The sequence below is a fragment of the Bradyrhizobium sp. cf659 genome (assembly GCF_900113725.1).
In the GTDB taxonomy this organism is placed as follows: Bacteria; Pseudomonadota; Alphaproteobacteria; order Rhizobiales; family Xanthobacteraceae; genus Bradyrhizobium.
In genome coordinates, this window is sequence record NZ_FOQJ01000003.1 from 692,253 (window position 1) to 707,990 (window position 15,738).

The following is a 15,738-nucleotide window of genomic DNA, read 5'->3' on the forward strand; positions in this document are numbered from 1 at the left end:
AAGTTCCGTTCGCGGGAGCCCGTCACGCCTGCGGGAGCTGCGGCGAATTCTCCGGCAACAGATGCTCCTTCAGGATGAGCCCCACGATCAGGAGCGGCGACGACAGAAACGCGCCCATCGGTCCCCACAGCCAGGTCCAGAAGGCCAGCGCGATGAAGACGGCGAGTGCGTTCAGCGACAGCCTGCGGCCGATGATGGTCGGCGTGACGAAGTGTCCCTCCAGGAAGGTGATGCCGGCGAAGGCGAGGGCCGCCATCAGGCCGCCGCCAATGGTCGGGAAGGCAACCAGCCCAATCAGGGCCAGCACCACGAACATGGCGACCGGTCCTATGATCGGGATGAAGTTGAGCGCAGCCGCGAGTGCGCCGAGCCCGGCCGGATTTGGCATGCCGGTGATCGCGCAGATGATGCCGGTCGCGACGCCGACGCCGATATTGATGACGGTGACGGTCAACAGGTAGTTGCCGAGGTGAACCTCGATCTCGTTGAGAATCCGCAGCGTGCGCAGCCGCGCGTCGCGGTCGCCGAAGTTCATGATCAGCGCCCGCCGCAGGTCGCGCCAGCTCGCGATGAACAGGATCAGTGTGGCGAAGAACAGCAGGAATTCGGCGAAGGTGGGCGACAGGAATTCCAGCGTCGGCTGCACCCATTCAAATTTCGGCAGCGCGAAGCTTGGCAGCCCCTCGGAGCCGCCGACCATGGTCTGCAGCTCCCGCCACAGGGCCAGCGGCCGGTCGAAGACGTGCAGCTTCTCCTTCAACTGCGCGCCCAGCTCCGGCAGGCGCGAGCTCCACTCCATCGCGGGCGCGGCGATCAGCGCGACGACGAAGGCGACCACCGTGGTCACCGCGGTCACGATCAGCACGGCGCCAAGAGCGCGCGGCACGCCCCGCCGTTCCAGAAAGTTTGCGGCCGGCGAGAGCATGGTACCGGCGACGACGGCCATCACGACCGGGAGGAAGAACGCCTTGGCGAAATACAGCACTGCGATCACGGCGATCAGCAGCAGGCCGGCGAGTGCGTAGGCGACGAACTCGGTGCGGCGGATGATCGGCGGCAGCTCGTTATGGCTGTCGGGGAGTGGGGCGCCTTCGCCGTTGCCGGAAATCAGACGTTCACTGGGAAGGACGCGCACAATCTCTCTCCCGCACGGAGGTCTCCGGGCGCCCATTGGTCATCGGGAAACGCCGGAGGGGTGCCGCGGTTCCATCGCGGCTTCGTGAAGTTGCGCTCGCTTGACTGTGACGTCGCCGCCGCGCGAGGCGGCGGAACTTGAGTCGGCCCGGCTGCGTTTGTTCGGAAGCCGCATCACCTGAGATGCACGCATCCAATGGGGCAGCACATGACAAAGGTCTCTCCAGTCCGTCGCACCGTCTTGCCGCGCGCCGCCGCCGCTTTTGCCTTCGCGGCCGCTCTGCTCGTGGGGCCCTTCGGTAGCGCAAATGCGCAGACGCTGGGCTATGCGCCGATGCAGCCGCAGGCGTACCCGAGCTATTCGCAGGGCTATGTCAGCGGGCCGGCGCAGACGGCTGATGAGGATGCCCAATTGCCCGATCGGCTGCGCAAGCAGGTCGTCAGCTTCGACCGCGGCGAGCCGGCTGGCACGATCGTGATCGATACCGGCAATACCTACCTGTATTACGTGCTCGGCAATGGCCGGGCGATCCGCTACGGCGTCGGCGTCGGCCGCGAGGGCTTCACCTGGTCGGGCGTGCAGAGCGTCAGCCGCAAGGCGGAATGGCCGGACTGGCATCCGCCGGCCGAGATGATCGCGCGCCAGCCCTATCTGCCGCGCTTCGTCGCCGGGGGACCCGGCAACCCGCTCGGCGCGCGCGCGATGTATCTGGGCTCGAGCGAATACCGCATCCACGGCACCAACGATCCCACCACCATCGGCAAGTTCGTCTCCTCCGGCTGCATCCGCATGACCAACGAAGACGTCACCGACCTGTTCAGCCGCGTCAATATCGGCGCCAGGGTCGTGGTGCTGCCGAAGAGCGTGCCGCTGATGGCGAAAGGCGGCGACCCCATGCGCAAGCGCCCCGCGGCGACGACGCTCCCCTCGGGCCGGCAGGCCCTGAACATCTCGACGTCGGCCGTGAACTGAGACTTGGGTGAGAGCACATGAAGAGACGTTCGATCAGCAAGCTGGCCGGCGGCGCCGCGACGATCTTCACCACCGCATCCCTCGGCCTCGCGCTGATGCCGCCGGCGCATGCGGAGGATTTCTTCTCGGCGCTGTTCGGCGGCTTCCGGATGCGCCCGCCGCCGGAGATCCGGATGCCGTTCCCCAATGACGACATGCCGCGCTACGACACGCCGCGGCAGCGGGCTGCCTATGGCGGCGGCGCCGCCTATTGCGTCCGCGGTTGCGATGGCCGTTACTTCCCCGCGCAAGGGAATGACGCCGAGAGCAAGGCACAATCCTGCAAGAGCTTCTGCCCGACCTCGGAAACCTCGTTGGTCTATGGCAGCAACATCGACGACGCCATGACCGAGGGCGGAAAGTCCTATTCCGACCTGCCGAACGCCTTCCGCTACCGCAACGAGATCGTGTCGGGCTGCACCTGCAACGGCAAGGATCCGGTCGGCCTCGCCCAGATCAAGGTCGAGGACGATCCCACCCTGCGCAAGGGTGACATCGTCGCGGGCGCCGATGGCCTGGTGGTAGCCGGCCGCAACGCCGGCGATCGCCGCGGCGTCGCGATGAACTTCTCCCCGCTGCCGGACTCGATCCGCGCCAAATTCCGCCAGGTGCCGGTGGTGGCGAAGGAGTAGGGTCTAATGTCGTCCTGGCGAAAGCCAGGACCCATTACCCCGAATGCTGGTGTAGCGGTACGCTGCCAACCACCAGCCTGCCCATTGCAAGTGGCGGTGGTTATGGGTCCTGGCTTTCGCCAGGACGACACCGAAGGTGTTGCGCCAGCGTGCCCTACGCCGCGCGGATCTTGCCCAGGAAGTCGCTGACCTGCTGGCCGAGCTGGCGGCTCTGCGTCTCCAGCATTTCCGAAGCCTGCTTGACGTTCTCCGCGGCGCCGGCGGCGGTGTCGGCGTCGGCCTTCACGCCGGTGATGTTGTCGGAGACGTTCTTGGTGCCCTGCGCCGCATATTGCGTGCTGCGGGTGATCTCCTGCGTCGCCGCGCCCTGCTCCTGCACGGCAGCAGCGATGGCGGTGGCGACTTCGTTGACCTCGCCGATGATGCCGCCGATGGCCTGGATCGCGTTGATGGCGTCGCCTGCGACCTTCTGGATATCGGCGATCTGCCCGGAGATCTCTTCGGTCGCCTTCGCGGTCTGGCTCGCCAGCGACTTCACTTCGGATGCGACCACGGCAAAGCCGCGGCCGGCCTCGCCGGCGCGTGCGGCCTCGATCGTGGCATTGAGCGCCAGCAGGTTGGTCTGCGCCGCGATGGTGTTGATGAGCCCGACGACCTCGCCGATGCGCCCGGCGGACTGTGCCAGCCCCTGAACGGTGCCGTCGGTCTCGCGGGCCTGGTTGACGGCCCGGCTGGCGATGCCGGCGGCATGGGCCGCCTGCTGGCTGATGTCGTTGATCGAGGCGGAGAGCTCCTCGGCGGCCGCCGCGACACTGTCGACGCTGGTGGAGGCGTCATTGGACGCCTTGCCGGCGATCTCGACGCGCTCATTGGTCTGGCGCGACACGGCGGAGAGGTCGCCCGAGGTCTTGCGCATCTCGCCGGAGGCCTCGCTCAATTCGCCCAGCGACTTGCGCACCACGCCCTCGAACTCGCCGACATGAGTTTCCATCGCGCGCTGGCGCGCGGCGGCGCCGGCATTGCGCTCGCGCTCCTGTTCCTCGATCTTGAGCTTGTCGATCGCCTGCCGCTTGAACGTCTCCAGCGCTCCCGCAAGCGAGCCGATCTCGTCGTGACGGTCGAGATAGCCGCTGTCGACGGTAAGGTCACCGCCGGCGACCTTGAGCATGGCGTCGCGAATCCGGTGCAGCGGCGTGATCACGCGGTGGCTGACCGCGAGCATCGCGGCGCCGGTCAGGATGATCGCCGTGACCAGGAGGGCGATATTGACGATCAGCAACTGCACCGCGGCCGCGCGCTGGGCGGCGGAGTGGTCCTTGGCCGCCAAGAGCGCGGCGTCGGCGAGCTTGATCGCGCTCGCCATGCGGCCGACCGAAAAGGGGCTCCACTGGTTCGCGGTCATCGACGGTTTTTCGCCCTTGGCGACCGCGGCAATGATGCCGTCGCGCGTAGCGGCGTATTGCGGGTCGAAATAAATCGCCTTGGCGTTCGCCATGGCCGCGACGAGCGCTGGCGGCAGTTGCATGCCGACCGTGGCGAGTTCGATCGCATTCCAGGCGGTATCGGTGCCGCCAACGAATTTGGTATAGGCGAGTTGAAGCTCGGGCGTGATCTTGCCGGTGCCGAGCGCGTTTCCGACGATCAGCGAGGACTCGCCGGCACTCAGGCGCAAGAGCCAGGCCATTTGCTTGATCATCAGGAACTGGTCGATGATCGCGTCCTGATGATTGACGCTCGCGCCGAGCATCGGCGCGAGCTTTTCGAGGATCGCCATCAGCCCATCCTCGGCGTCGGTATATTCCTTGGCGAGTGCTGCGCGGCGTGAAGCCTTGGGTTTGGCGACCTCGGTCCAGAATTCCGCCTGCTTCTCAAGCAGCAGCTTGTTCAGCCGACCGAGGTCGGACACCATCGCCTCGCCCTGCGGCAAGTCGATGGAGGGAAGAATCTCGATGGCGCGCGCCAGCGCAGGCATCAGGATGTCGCGGATTCCGCGGATATATCTTTCGATGTCCTGGTCCAGCTGGACGTCCGATGTGAGCTGGCGGCTGCTGGTCGAACGGTCGGCACGGATGTTCGCCATCGCCTTGAACACTTCTGCCGATGCGGCCGAGACCGCGACGATCCGGTTGGCCGCTTGCAGCCGGCCCCATGAGCTCCATGCGCTGATCGAGAAGCCGATCACGACGACGAGTGCGGTGGACAGGATCACCGCTTTCAGCAGCGTGGAGACGGTCAGGCGGTTGAGCATCGGACACCCCGGTACGCGTTTCAAAGTTCGTGGCCCCGAACGGCAGCCCCCCAACGAACTTCGAAAGACCAAAGGGTTGCACGTGACAGAAGCACCTGCCTTGCGGCAGGCGCTTGAAGTGCATTTGGCCTGAAAAGGGTAAAAACTTAGACAGTAGCGCTGCCGTAAAATTACGGAGGCGTTAAGGATTGCCGGCAGCGCAGGCGCCGCGCGCCGACGATGTTTGAGGCAAGCTCCATCCTCATCGTCATCCTGGCGAAAGCCAGGACCCATTACCCCAAGAGTCAATTTGGCGGCAGGCCGCTAACCACCAGCCTGCCCATTGCAGAGATCGGTGGTTATGGGTCCTGGCTTTCGCCAGGACGACATCGGGGTGTGCGGCCGGCCACGCGCCGCCGCCTTACGCCGCGCGGATCTTGCCGAGGAAGCCGGTGACGTCCTCGCCGAGCTGGCGGCTCTGGCTCTCCAGCATCTCGGAGGCCTGTTTGACGTTGTCCGCGGCCGCCGCGGCGGCGTCCGCATCGGCCTTCACGCCGGTGATGTTGTCGGAGACGTTCTTGGTGCCCTGAGCCGCATATTGCGTGCTGCGGGTGATCTCCTGCGTCGCCGCGCCCTGCTCCTGCACGGCGGCCGCGATCGCGGTTGCGACCTCGTTCACTTCGCCGATGATGCCGCCGATGGTCTGGATCGCGTTGATCGCGTCGCCGGCCACCCGCTGGATGTCGGCGATCTGCTCGGAGATCTCCTCGGTGGCCTTGGCCGTCTGGCTCGCCAGCGACTTCACCTCGGAGGCGACCACGGCAAAGCCGCGGCCGGCTTCGCCGGCGCGCGCCGCCTCGATCGTGGCGTTGAGCGCGAGCAGATTGGTCTGCGCCGCAATGGTGTTGATGAGGCCGACGACCTCGCCGATGCGGCCGGCGGATTTTGCCAGGCCCTGCACGGTGCCGTCGGTTTCGCGCGCCTGGGTGACGGCGCGGCCGGCGATGCCTGCGGCATGGGCGGCCTGCTGGCTGATGTCGTTGATGGAGGCAGAGAGCTCCTCGGCGGCGGCTGCCACGCTGTCGACGCTCATGGAGGCGTCATTGGAGGCCTTGCCGGCGACCTGCACGCGGTCGTTGGTCTGGCGTGACACCGCGGACAGATCGCCCGAGGTCTTGCGCATCTCGCCGGAGGCCTCGCTCAATTCGCCGAGCGTCTTGCGCACCGAGCCCTCGAACTCGCCGACATAGACCTCAATCGCGCGCTGGCGTGCCGAAGCGCCCGCATTGCGCGCGCGCTCCTGCTCCTCGATCTTGAGCTTGTCGGTCGCCTGCTGCTTGAAAGCTTCCAGCGCGCCGGCGAGCGCGCCGATCTCGTCCTTGCGGTCGAGATAGCCGCTGTCCACGGCAAGGTCGCCGCCGGCGACCTTCAGCATGGCGTCGCGGATGGTGTTGAGCGGATGGATGACGCGGCGGTTGACCAGCATGATGGCGCCCACGGCGAGGGCGATGGCGAGCGCCAGAAGTGCGAGCTGCACGATGAGTGCGCGTTGAGCTGCGGAGCGCTGTTCCAGCGTATGGCTCTTGGCGGCATCGAGCGCCGTCTCGGCGACGGTAACCGCGCTGGCCAGACGGCCCACCGTAACCGGTGTCCATTGGTTCGCAGTCATCTCGGCCTTTTCGCCATTGGCAAGCGTATTTGTCAGGCGGTCGCGAAGGGCCAGGTATTGCGGATCGAAATAGGCGGTCCTGGCCGTCGCCACGGCGGACGACAGTGCGGGCGGGAGCTGCATGCCCGACGTCGACAATTCCAGCGCCTTCCACATCGCGCTCGTTCCGCCGACAAATTGGGTATAGGCGAGGCGGGCCTCCGGCGCGATGCGGCCGGTGTTGAGTCCGATCGAGACGATCAGCGAGGCTTCGCCCGCGGTGTTGCGCAGCAGCCAGGCGCTCTGCTTGATCGACAGCAGCTGGTCGATCACGGCGTCCTGGTGGTTGACGGTGGCCGCCAGGACGTTCGTGAGCTTGTCGAGCGTCTCGAGCAGGCCCTGCGTCGTCTCCATATATTCCTTCGGCAGGCCCGCGCGGCGCTGGTCCTTGGGCTTGGCCACGTCCTCCCAGAACTGCTTCTGCTCCTCGCTCAGCAATTTGTAGAGGCGCGCGAGCTCCGGCACCAGCGTGCCGGACTGCGGAAAGTCCATGGCCGGCAACAGCTCCAGCGCGCGTGCCATCGCCGGCATCTGGGCGTCCCGGATCGCACGCAGATATTTCTCGATCTCGGGGTCCATCGGGTCGGTCGAGTTGAGGAGCCGGTTGGTGGTCGAGCGGTCGGTGCGCAGATTGTGCATCGCCTTGAACAGATCGGCGGAGGCGTCGGCGGTCTGCGAAATGCGGTTGGCGGTCTTCAGCCGATCCCAGGATTCATAGGCGGTGAGCGAGAGCGCGATCACCACGCAGACCGACGTGATCGCGATCACTGCCTTCAGCAGCGCGGATACGGTCAGACGATTGAGCATCGAAGTCCCCCCAAATTCCCATTGCAAAGTTCGTGAAGACGCCCGGCAACATCGGCAAACGGGGGCGCGGCAGATCGGCAATCGCATGCCGTTTGCGCCTCAGGGACCAAACGGTTTCTGCATCTGAAAGGAAAAGGGTAAAGTTTTAGGCAGCTGGCCTGCCGGTAGAAGTACGCATTTACTAGAAGTTGCAGTGGGTTGCCCGGATGGAACCGGCGCGCGAGACAGGCGTTAGCCCATCGTTAGCAATCTGGCTGAAGGGGGCCTCGCGATGCTGGTCGGCGTACTCGTCACCTTTCTCGTCGTCATTCTCGTGCTCTATCTCATCAACATGTTGCCGATGGACGGCCGCGCCAAGCAGATCGCGCGCGTGATCGTGATCATCATCGGCGTGGTGTCGCTGTTGAAATATCTCACGGTGTTCTAGCGAGGCGCTGTTGCAGCCCGGATGAGCGAAGCGATAGCCGGGATGCCACAATCGAGGACCCGGAGGTCGCTTCGCTCGTCCGGGCCGCGGATCGTTGAACGAAAAGCCCCGGCCTGAGCCGGGGCTTCGTCTGCGTTCCCGAGCACGCTAGTGCAGCGTCTTGAGCCAGTCGTCGACGTCCCGACGAACCTGATCCTTGGCCTTGCCGTAGCGCTCCTGGAGCCGGCCTTCGAGCTGTTCGCGGCGTCCCTCGATCAATTTGAGGTCGTCGTCGGTGAGCTTGGCCCATTTCTCCTTGGCCGAACCCTTGAACTGCTTCCAGTTTCCTTCGATGCGATTCCAGTCCATGACCATCTCCCGTTGGTTGATGGCCCGACAACGCGAGCGGCGCGCAGCCGTTCCTCCCTGCGCCGCGACGTTTCGCTCCATCCGGGTTACGGGTGCCCAACAAAAAAGTCCCGGCGCAGGCCGGGACTTTTGACATTCGTCGAACCAGGATTACCCCGCCGCCTTCGCCTCGCGGCGGCGCGCGGTGAGGATGTACTCGGTGTAGCCGTTCGGCTGCTCGCGGCCCTTGAAGATGAGGTCGCAGGCGGCCTTAAAAGCGACGCCGTCGAAGGCGGGCGCCATCGGCTTGTAGATGGCATCGCCCGCGTTCTGCTTGTCGACGACGACGGCCATGCGCTTCAGCGACTCCATCACCTGCGCCTCGGTGATGACGCCCTGGTGCAGCCAGTTGGCGAGATGCTGGCTGGAGATGCGCAAGGTGGCGCGGTCTTCCATCAGGCCGACATCGTGGATGTCGGGCACCTTGGAGCAGCCGACGCCCTGGTCGATCCAGCGCACGACATAGCCGAGGATGCCCTGGCAGTTGTTGTCGATCTCCTGCTTGACGTCGTCGGGCGCCCAGTTCGACTTCGACACCGGAATGGTGAGGATGTCGGACAGCTTCGCGCGCGGTCCGCCCTTGGTCAGCTCCTCCTGGCGCGCGATGACGTTGACCTGGTGGTAGTGCAGCGCGTGCAGCGTCGCGGCGGTCGGCGAGGGCACCCAGGCAGTGGTGGCGCCGGCCTGCGGATGAGCGAGCTTCTGTTGAAGCATGTCGGCCATCTTGTCGGGCGCGGCCCACATGCCCTTGCCGATCTGGGCATGACCGGGCAGCCCGTCGATCAGGCCCATGTCGACGTTCCAGTCCTCGTAGGCCTTGATCCAGGCCTGCGCCTTCATCTCGTTCTTGCGGATCATCGGGCCCGCTTCCATCGAGGTGTGGATCTCATCGCCGGTGCGGTCGAGGAAGCCGGTGTTGATGAACATGATGCGCTTGGAGGCGCGCTGGATGCAGGCCTTGAGGTTGACGGTGGTGCGCCGCTCCTCGTCCATGATGCCGACCTTGAGCGTGTTCTCCGGCAGTCCGAGCATCTTCTCGACGCGGTCGAAGATCTCGCAGGTGAACGATACCTCGTCCGGGCCGTGCATCTTCGGCTTGACGATATAGGCCGAACCGGTGCGGCTGTTCTTGACCTTGGAGTTGCCCTTGAGGTCGTGGATGGCGAGCAGGCCGGAGACGGCGGCGTCGAGCAGGCCCTCCGGGACCTCCTCGCCCTTGTCGTCCAGCACCGCATCGGTGAACATGTGGTGACCGCAATTGCGCATCAGCAGCAGGCTGCGGCCGTGCAGCTTGACCTCGCCCTTGCCGTCCGGCGTCTTGTAGCTGCGGTCGGCGTTGAGCGAACGGGTCAGCGTCTTGCCGCCCTTCTCGAAGTCGGCCGAGAGCGTGCCGTTCATCAGGCCGAGCGTGTTGCGGTAGACCAGCACCTTGTCCTCGGCGTCGACCGCTGCGACCGAGTCCTCCATGTCGAGAATGGTCGAGACCGCGGCCTCCATGACCATGTCGGCGACGCCGGCGGGATCGTCCTTGCCGATCGTGCTGCTGCGGTTGACCGTCACCTCGACATGCAGGCCGTTGTTGACGAGCAGCACCGCGCTCGGCGCGGCGGCTTCGCCCTGGAAGCCTGCAAACTGCGCCGCGTTCTTCAGCGCGGTCGCATTGCCGCTCTTCAGCTTCACCGCGAGCTGGCCCGCAACGACGCTGTAGGCGGTGACGTCGGTGTGGCTGCCGGTCGCCAGCGGCACGGCGGCGTCGAGGAAGGCCTTGGCCTTCGCGATCACCTTGTCGCCGCGCGCCTTGTTGTAGCCCTTGCCGCTCTCGGAGGGATCGTGCGGGATCGCGTCGGTGCCGTAGAAGGCGTCATAGAGCGAGCCCCAGCGCGCATTCGCCGCGTTCAGCGCATAGCGCGCATTGGTGAGCGGCACGACGAGCTGCGGGCCGCAGATCTTGCCGATCTCCTCGTCCACGTTGGCGGTCTCGACCTTCTGCGTCGTCGGCTCCGGGACGAGATAGCCGATCTCCTTCAGGAAGGCGGTATAGGCATTGAGGTCGAACGCCTTGCCCTTGCCCGCGCGGTGCCAGTCGTCGATCTTGGCTTGCAGCGTGTCGCGCACCGCGAGCAGCGCCCGGTTCTTCGGCCCAAGGTCCTTGATGATGGCGGCAACCCCGGCCCAGAACGCATCCGGCGCGATCCCCGTTTTCGGGGCCGCTTCCTTGGCGATGAAGTCAAACAGGACGGGAGCGATCTTCAATCCGTGGGCGTCGACGCGTTTCATGATGGTCTTTCTTGTTGGAAATGGCTGTTTTTTGGCTGCTTTTGACCCGACAGCAGCAAAATGCGCTCCAGGGGAGCGGCTTTCGGGGTCCTATTAGCCCCAAAATCGGGGCGGTGAGAAGACCCCCAGGGGTTTGTCAAAATGTCAAGGAAAGGTGGAGGCGGTGGATCGGCCTGCACCTTAGCGTCCGCTACTGATGCAATGGGGCGCGATCTCTCTCTCTCCCGGGTCGTCCTGGCGAAAGCCAGGACCCATTACCCCAGGGAGAAGTTTGGCGAAGACTCGTTGTCCGGTACGACCACTCAGCCATAAGAAAGATCACGCGGTATGGGTCCTGGCTTTCGCCAGGACGACACCGGTGATGTGGTTCGCAGTGTGCTCCTCAAGCGGAGCGCGGCCGTCAAATATTCGCGGCGAGATCCACGACTTCGTCGAACAGCACGCCGGTGGTCTTCAGCATCTGTTCGATCTCGTCCGCCGCCTCGGCGACCGTCCGTGTCGAGGTGTCGATCACGAGCTCGGCCGCTTGCGGCGCCTCGTAGTCGTTGCCGATGCCGGTGAACGACGCCAGCGCGCCGGCGCGGGCCTTCTTGTAATGGCCCTTGGGGTCGCGCTCCTCGCAGACGCCGGCAGGAGTCGCGACATGGATCTCGCGGAACGCGGTGTCGGCGATGCGGCGCGCGGTGGCGCGGTCCTCGCGGGCGGGCGAGACGGCGGCGACGATGGCGATGTGGCCATTGCGGGCGAGATGCGTGGCGACCTCGGCGAGGCGGCGGATGTTCTCGCTGCGGTCGGCGGCGGAGAAGCCGAGATCGCTGTTGAGGCCGGCGCGCAGCGTGTCGCCGTCGAGCAGGATCGGCGAGCCGCCATTGGTGAACAGCCGCCGTTCCAGCGCTTTCGCCAGCGTCGACTTGCCGGAGGCCGGCAGGCCGGTGAGCCAGACCACGGCACCGTTGTGGCGGTAGCGCGCCGAGCGCTCATCCAACCGCAGCGCCGATTCCACCGGCACGATGTCCACGGGCTCGGCGCGCTGGCCGGCATCGACCGACAGCACGAGGCCGCCGCCGGCGATGCGCCCGGAGACCTCGATCACGAGACGTCCGGTGCGCGGATTCTCGGTGTAGGGATCGGTGGCAATCGGGTTCGAAAGAGAGATGTCGATCTCGCCGACATGGTTGCGGCCGATCGCCTTGTTCTCGACGCTCGACAATTCGCCCGGGTCGACCGCCTTCTCGATGGCGACGACGGTGGCGCGGCTTTCCTTCGGTCCGCAGCGGACCAGGAGCTGGTCGCCCTTGGCCAGCGGCTTGTCGTGCAGCCAGAAGATGCGCGCGCGCAGACGCCGCGTCTCGCGCGGGGCACTGCCTGCATGCGCGACGATGTCGCCGCGCTCGATGAACAATTCGCGGTCGAGCGTGATGCCGACCGAGCGGCCCGCGCCCTGACGTCCGGCAATCGGCGTCGCCGGCCAGCTCTCGACCGTCTTGATCCTGGCGATCTTGCCGGCCGGCATGATCACGATCTCGTCGCCGGCAATCAGGCTGCCGGATTCGATGCGGCCCGCCACGATGCGGCGGTCGTCGAACTTGTAGATCGCCTGCACCGGCAGCCGCAGCGCCAGCGCTTCCAGCGGCCGCGCCGGCTCGAGCTGGTCCAGCGCCTCGACCACGGTCGGTCCCTTGTACCAGCCGATGCGATCGGTGCGCATCGCGACACCATCGCCGTCGCGTGCGGAAATCGGGATCACGGCCGTCGGCGTCACGCCGAGGCTTTGCAGATGCGCCGAAATCTCGTCGCTGATCTCCTTGAAGCGCTCGGCGCTGAAGTCCACGCGGTCCATCTTGTTGACGACGATCGCGACCTGCTTCACCCCGAGCAGATGCAGGAGATAGCCGTGCCGCCTCGTCTGGTCGCGCACGCCCTCGAGCGCGTCGATGATCAGCACCGCGCCGTCGGCCTGCGAGGCGCCGGTGATCATGTTGCGCAGGAATTCGGCATGGCCGGGCGCGTCGATCAGCACGATGTCGCGCGAATTGGTGCGGAAGCGGATCTGCGTGGTGTCGATGGTGATGCCCTGGTCGCGCTCGGTCTGGAGCGCGTCGAGCAGGAACGACCATTCGAACGGCATGCCGCGCCGCGCGCTGACGGCTTTCAGCATCTCCAGCTTGCCGTCGGGCAGGCTGCCGGTCTCGTGCAGCAGGCGGCCGACCAGCGTCGACTTGCCGTGGTCGACATGGCCGACGATGACGATGCGGACCTGCGGACGCGTGGTGCCGTTCGGGGTCGCGGGCGAAGCGGGGGTGACGATCATGTTCATGGCCGCGTTGCGTCCTGAGGTCAGAGATAGCCGGCGACGCGCAGACGCTCGAAGGCGTCCTCGGTCTCGTGGTCGAGCGCGCGTCCCGCGCGCTCCGGCACCTTGGTCTGCTCGAGCTCGACCAGGATCTCGTCGATGGTCGATGCGGCCGAAACGACCGGATTGGTGATGTCCTGATCGCCCAGCGAACGGTAGCGCCTGCCGTTCTGCGACAGATAGAGCGGGATGATCGGGATGTTCTCGCGCTTGGTGTAGGCCCAGATGTCGGCCTCGGTCCAATGCAGGATCGGATGGATGCGCAAATGCGCGCCTTGCGGCGGCGAGGCGTTGAAATGATCCCAGAACTCAGGCGGCTGATCGCGCACGTCCCAATTGCCTTCGAGACCGCGCGGCGAGAACACGCGCTCCTTGGCGCGGGTGGCCTCCTCGTCGCGGCGGATGCCGGCGATCAGGCCGTCGAAGCCGAATTTGCCGAGCGCCATCTTGAGGCCTTCGGTCTTGCGCGCGGCGGAACGGGCGGCCGGCGGCAGCGTTGGGTCGACGGCATCGATGGGCGGGCAGGGCTCGACGCGCAGGTCGAGATCCCACTCCTTGCCGTAATGATCGCGGAAGCGATACATCTCCGGAAACTTCTTGCCGGTGTCGACATGGAGGGCCGGGAACGGCATGCGGCCGAAGAACGCCTTGCGCGCCAGCCAGATCATGACGTTGGAGTCCTTGCCGAGCGACCACAGCAGGGCGATCTTCTTCAGGCGGGCGAAGGCCTCGCGGAAAATGTAGATGCTCTGCGCCTCGAGCTGGTCCAGATGGTCCATGCTGGGCGCAACATCAGCAGAAAATTCTTGCGAGCCCGAGCGCCCGACGTGGGCGGGGCTGCTCACTCCGACAGCTGCGGAATCGTCCTTGAGAAGATGCATCTCTGCCACTTTGCGTTTGGAGGCGAAAATTCTATAGTTGCAGCGCAGAAGAGAAGAAAAAATTTTCTCTTTGCGCGCTCGAAACGACACATATATAGAAAATAATTCCAGTCAACCCCGGATGTGGGGGAAGCGAGTATCGTATGCGGTTCTTGCCCGTGTTCCTCGATCTCAAGGCCGGTCCGGTGGTTCTCATCGGCGCGGGTGAGCTTTTGCGCGCCAAGCTGCGCGTGCTCGCCGCTGCCGGCGCGCGCATCCGCGTGCATGCGATCGATGGCAATCAGGATCTGAGCCTCAGCTCCGAGGACGCTGCGCGCGTTGAGATCGCGACCGGCGATCCGCTCTCCGCCGATCTCTCAGGCGTCATCGCCATCGTCTGCGCGGGTGCGGGCGATGTCGGCGTTGCGATGTCGGCGCGAGCGAAGGCGCTCGGCCTGCCGGTCAACGTCATGGACGATCTCGAGCATTCCAGCTTCATCTTCCCGGCCATCGTCGATCGCGGCGATGTCGTGGTCGCGGTCGGCACTGGTGGCACGTCACCGGTGGTGGCGCGGCGCGTGCGCGAGAAGATCGAGGCGCTGCTCCCGGCGCGCATCGGCGAACTCGCCGAGTTCATCGGCGGCTTCCGCAAATCCGTCAACGAGCGCATTGCCGAGTTTCCGTTGCGCCGCCGCTTCTGGGAGCGCGTCATCGACGGCCCGATCGGCGCCTCCGTGCTCGACGGCCGCAAGAGCGAGGCGGATGCGGCGCTCAAGGCTATCTCAAATCCCTCCGAATTCGCGCGTGCCGACAAGCCGGAAGGCTCGGTTGCGCTGGTCGGCGCCGGCCCCGGTGACCCCGACCTTCTCACCATCAAGGCGCTGCGCGCATTGCAGGACGCCGACATCGTCTTCCATGACGAGCTGGTCTCGCCTGAAATTCTCGACCGCATCCGCCGCGATACCACGCGCGTTGCGGTCGGCCGCCGCGTCGGCAAGCCCGGTATCGGCCAGGACGCGATCAACAAGCGCATGATCGAGGCCGCGCAAGCAGGCCAGCGCGTGGTGCGGCTGAAGGGCGGCGATCCCTTCGTGTTCGGCCGCGGCGGCGAAGAGGTCGAAGCGCTACGCACGGCGGGCATTGCCTATTCGATCATTCCCGGCATCACCGCCGGGCTCGGCGGTGCCGCCGATTTCGAGGTGCCGCTCACCTATCGTCATGAAGCGACCCGCATCACCTTCCTTACCGCGCACAAGGCGCACGATGCGGAAGCCGTGGACTGGTCGACGCTCACCGACACCAAGATGACCGTCGTCGTCTACATGGGCATGACCGCGGCGCCCGCCGTCCGCGCCGGCCTGTTCGCCGCCGGCCGCTCGCCGGAAACGCCGGTCGGCGTGTTCGCCCGCGTCACGCGGCCCGATGCGCAAGGCGCGATCGGCACGCTGCGCGACCTGCCCGAGCTGGTGCGGCGGACCAATGGCGGTCCCGCCATCCTCATCATCGGTGACGTGGTCCGGCATGCCGGCTCGCTTCGCCGTCAAACCCCCAATCAAATCATCTCCGACCTATTGGATGCCGCCGAATGACCTCTCCTCTGCAACAAAAGCTGAAAATTACGGGCCCCTCCGTCGTGACCGCCAACCGGACCTGGGACGGCGTCGTGGTCTATCGCACGGCGGCCAAGGGCTGGTCCGTGGAACTGACGGATGCAGCGATCGTGCGAAACTCGGACGAAGCGAAAGCGTTGCTCGCCGAGGCCGTGGCCGATGACGTCGGCGCGATCGGCCCCTATATCGCGCCGGTGCAAGTCGACGAGGCCGGCAAGATCCTGCCGGGTAATCTGCGTGAGCAGATTCGCCGCGATGGCGTGACGATCGGCTTGCCCGTCTGAATGTTGGCAGAGCTGTAAGG

12 protein-coding genes are annotated in these 15,738 nt (G+C 65.8%); 5 read left to right on the forward strand and 7 right to left on the reverse strand.

The window, feature by feature from the left end; translation table 11 throughout:
- Positions 1–22 precede the first annotated feature (22 nt).
- Entirely contained in the window at positions 23–1,135 is a 1,113-nt protein-coding gene (locus BM118_RS17325) for an AI-2E family transporter (RefSeq protein ID WP_177234392.1), read from the reverse strand.
- A gap of 207 nt (positions 1,136–1,342) precedes the next feature.
- Here BM118_RS17325 and BM118_RS17330 point away from each other — a divergent pair, with 207 nt between their 5' ends.
- The gene (locus BM118_RS17330; protein ID WP_177234393.1) at positions 1,343–2,107 is read left to right on the forward strand and encodes a L,D-transpeptidase; all 765 of its coding nucleotides are present in this window, start codon (positions 1,343–1,345) and stop codon (positions 2,105–2,107) included.
- 17 nt (positions 2,108–2,124) lie between these two features.
- Entirely contained in the window at positions 2,125–2,778 is a 654-nt protein-coding gene (locus BM118_RS17335) for a DUF2865 domain-containing protein (RefSeq protein WP_092186721.1), read from the forward strand.
- A 154-nt stretch (positions 2,779–2,932) separates the two neighbouring features.
- Here BM118_RS17335 and BM118_RS17340 read toward each other — a convergent pair whose 3' ends face one another.
- Together BM118_RS17340 and BM118_RS17345 are read right to left on the reverse strand one after the other, a co-directional pair.
- A complete protein-coding gene (locus tag BM118_RS17340; protein ID WP_092186722.1) occupies positions 2,933–5,026 on the reverse strand; it encodes a methyl-accepting chemotaxis protein in 2,094 nt (697 codons plus the stop codon).
- A gap of 400 nt (positions 5,027–5,426) precedes the next feature.
- Positions 5,427–7,520, reverse strand: a complete 2,094-nt coding sequence (locus BM118_RS17345) for a methyl-accepting chemotaxis protein (RefSeq protein ID WP_177234394.1) — start codon at positions 7,518–7,520, stop codon at positions 5,427–5,429.
- A 271-nt stretch (positions 7,521–7,791) separates the two neighbouring features.
- On the opposite strand from BM118_RS17345, the gene BM118_RS17350 reads away from it, so the two are divergent.
- Positions 7,792–7,947, forward strand: a complete 156-nt coding sequence (locus BM118_RS17350; RefSeq protein ID WP_042335954.1) for a Thivi_2564 family membrane protein — start codon at positions 7,792–7,794, stop codon at positions 7,945–7,947.
- Positions 7,948–8,094: 147 nt separating this feature from the next.
- Here the strand turns inward: BM118_RS17350 and BM118_RS17355 are convergent, their stop codons facing one another.
- The 4 genes from BM118_RS17355 to cysD all read right to left on the reverse strand — a co-directional run bounded on the left by BM118_RS17355 (position 8,095) and on the right by cysD (position 13,743).
- The gene (locus tag BM118_RS17355; RefSeq protein WP_177234395.1) at positions 8,095–8,295 is read right to left on the reverse strand and encodes a CsbD family protein; all 201 of its coding nucleotides are present in this window, start codon (positions 8,293–8,295) and stop codon (positions 8,095–8,097) included.
- Positions 8,296–8,445: 150 nt separating this feature from the next.
- On the reverse strand, positions 8,446–10,611 hold the full coding sequence (locus BM118_RS17360; RefSeq protein WP_092186725.1) for a malate synthase G: 2,166 nt from the start codon (positions 10,609–10,611) through the stop codon (positions 8,446–8,448).
- A gap of 400 nt (positions 10,612–11,011) precedes the next feature.
- Positions 11,012–12,928 (reverse strand): adenylyl-sulfate kinase, encoded by a 1,917-nt coding sequence (cysC, locus tag BM118_RS17370; protein WP_092186726.1) that lies wholly within the window; start codon positions 12,926–12,928, stop codon positions 11,012–11,014.
- 20 nt (positions 12,929–12,948) lie between these two features.
- Entirely contained in the window at positions 12,949–13,743 is a 795-nt protein-coding gene (gene cysD, locus BM118_RS17375; protein WP_092186727.1) for a sulfate adenylyltransferase subunit CysD, read from the reverse strand.
- 245 nt (positions 13,744–13,988) lie between these two features.
- Between cysD and cysG the strand changes: the two genes are divergently transcribed.
- Complete coding sequence (cysG, locus tag BM118_RS17380) at positions 13,989–15,413, forward strand: siroheme synthase CysG (RefSeq protein WP_092186728.1); 1,425 nt, start codon at positions 13,989–13,991, stop codon at positions 15,411–15,413.
- The gene (locus BM118_RS17385) at positions 15,410–15,718 is read left to right on the forward strand and encodes a DUF2849 domain-containing protein (RefSeq protein ID WP_027544220.1); all 309 of its coding nucleotides are present in this window, start codon (positions 15,410–15,412) and stop codon (positions 15,716–15,718) included. Before cysG ends, BM118_RS17385 begins: the two co-directional genes overlap by 4 nt.
- Positions 15,719–15,738 lie beyond the last annotated feature (20 nt).

Coding starts and splice junctions, on each gene's coding strand:
- BM118_RS17330 (WP_177234393.1), top strand. CDS start 1,343: ATGACAAAGGTCTCTCCAGTCCGTCGCACCGTCTTGCCGCGCGCCGCC.
- BM118_RS17335 (WP_092186721.1), top strand. CDS start 2,125: ATGAAGAGACGTTCGATCAGCAAGCTGGCCGGCGGCGCCGCGACGATC.
- BM118_RS17340 (WP_092186722.1), bottom strand. CDS start 5,026: ATGCTCAACCGCCTGACCGTCTCCACGCTGCTGAAAGCGGTGATCCTG.
- BM118_RS17345 (WP_177234394.1), bottom strand. CDS start 7,520: ATGCTCAATCGTCTGACCGTATCCGCGCTGCTGAAGGCAGTGATCGCG.
- BM118_RS17350 (WP_042335954.1), top strand. CDS start 7,792: ATGCTGGTCGGCGTACTCGTCACCTTTCTCGTCGTCATTCTCGTGCTC.
- BM118_RS17355 (WP_177234395.1), bottom strand. CDS start 8,295: ATGGACTGGAATCGCATCGAAGGAAACTGGAAGCAGTTCAAGGGTTCG.
- BM118_RS17360 (WP_092186725.1), bottom strand. CDS start 10,611: ATGAAACGCGTCGACGCCCACGGATTGAAGATCGCTCCCGTCCTGTTT.
- cysC (WP_092186726.1), bottom strand. CDS start 12,928: ATGAACATGATCGTCACCCCCGCTTCGCCCGCGACCCCGAACGGCACC.
- cysD (WP_092186727.1), bottom strand. CDS start 13,743: ATGGACCATCTGGACCAGCTCGAGGCGCAGAGCATCTACATTTTCCGC.
- cysG (WP_092186728.1), top strand. CDS start 13,989: ATGCGGTTCTTGCCCGTGTTCCTCGATCTCAAGGCCGGTCCGGTGGTT.
- BM118_RS17385 (WP_027544220.1), top strand. CDS start 15,410: ATGACCTCTCCTCTGCAACAAAAGCTGAAAATTACGGGCCCCTCCGTC.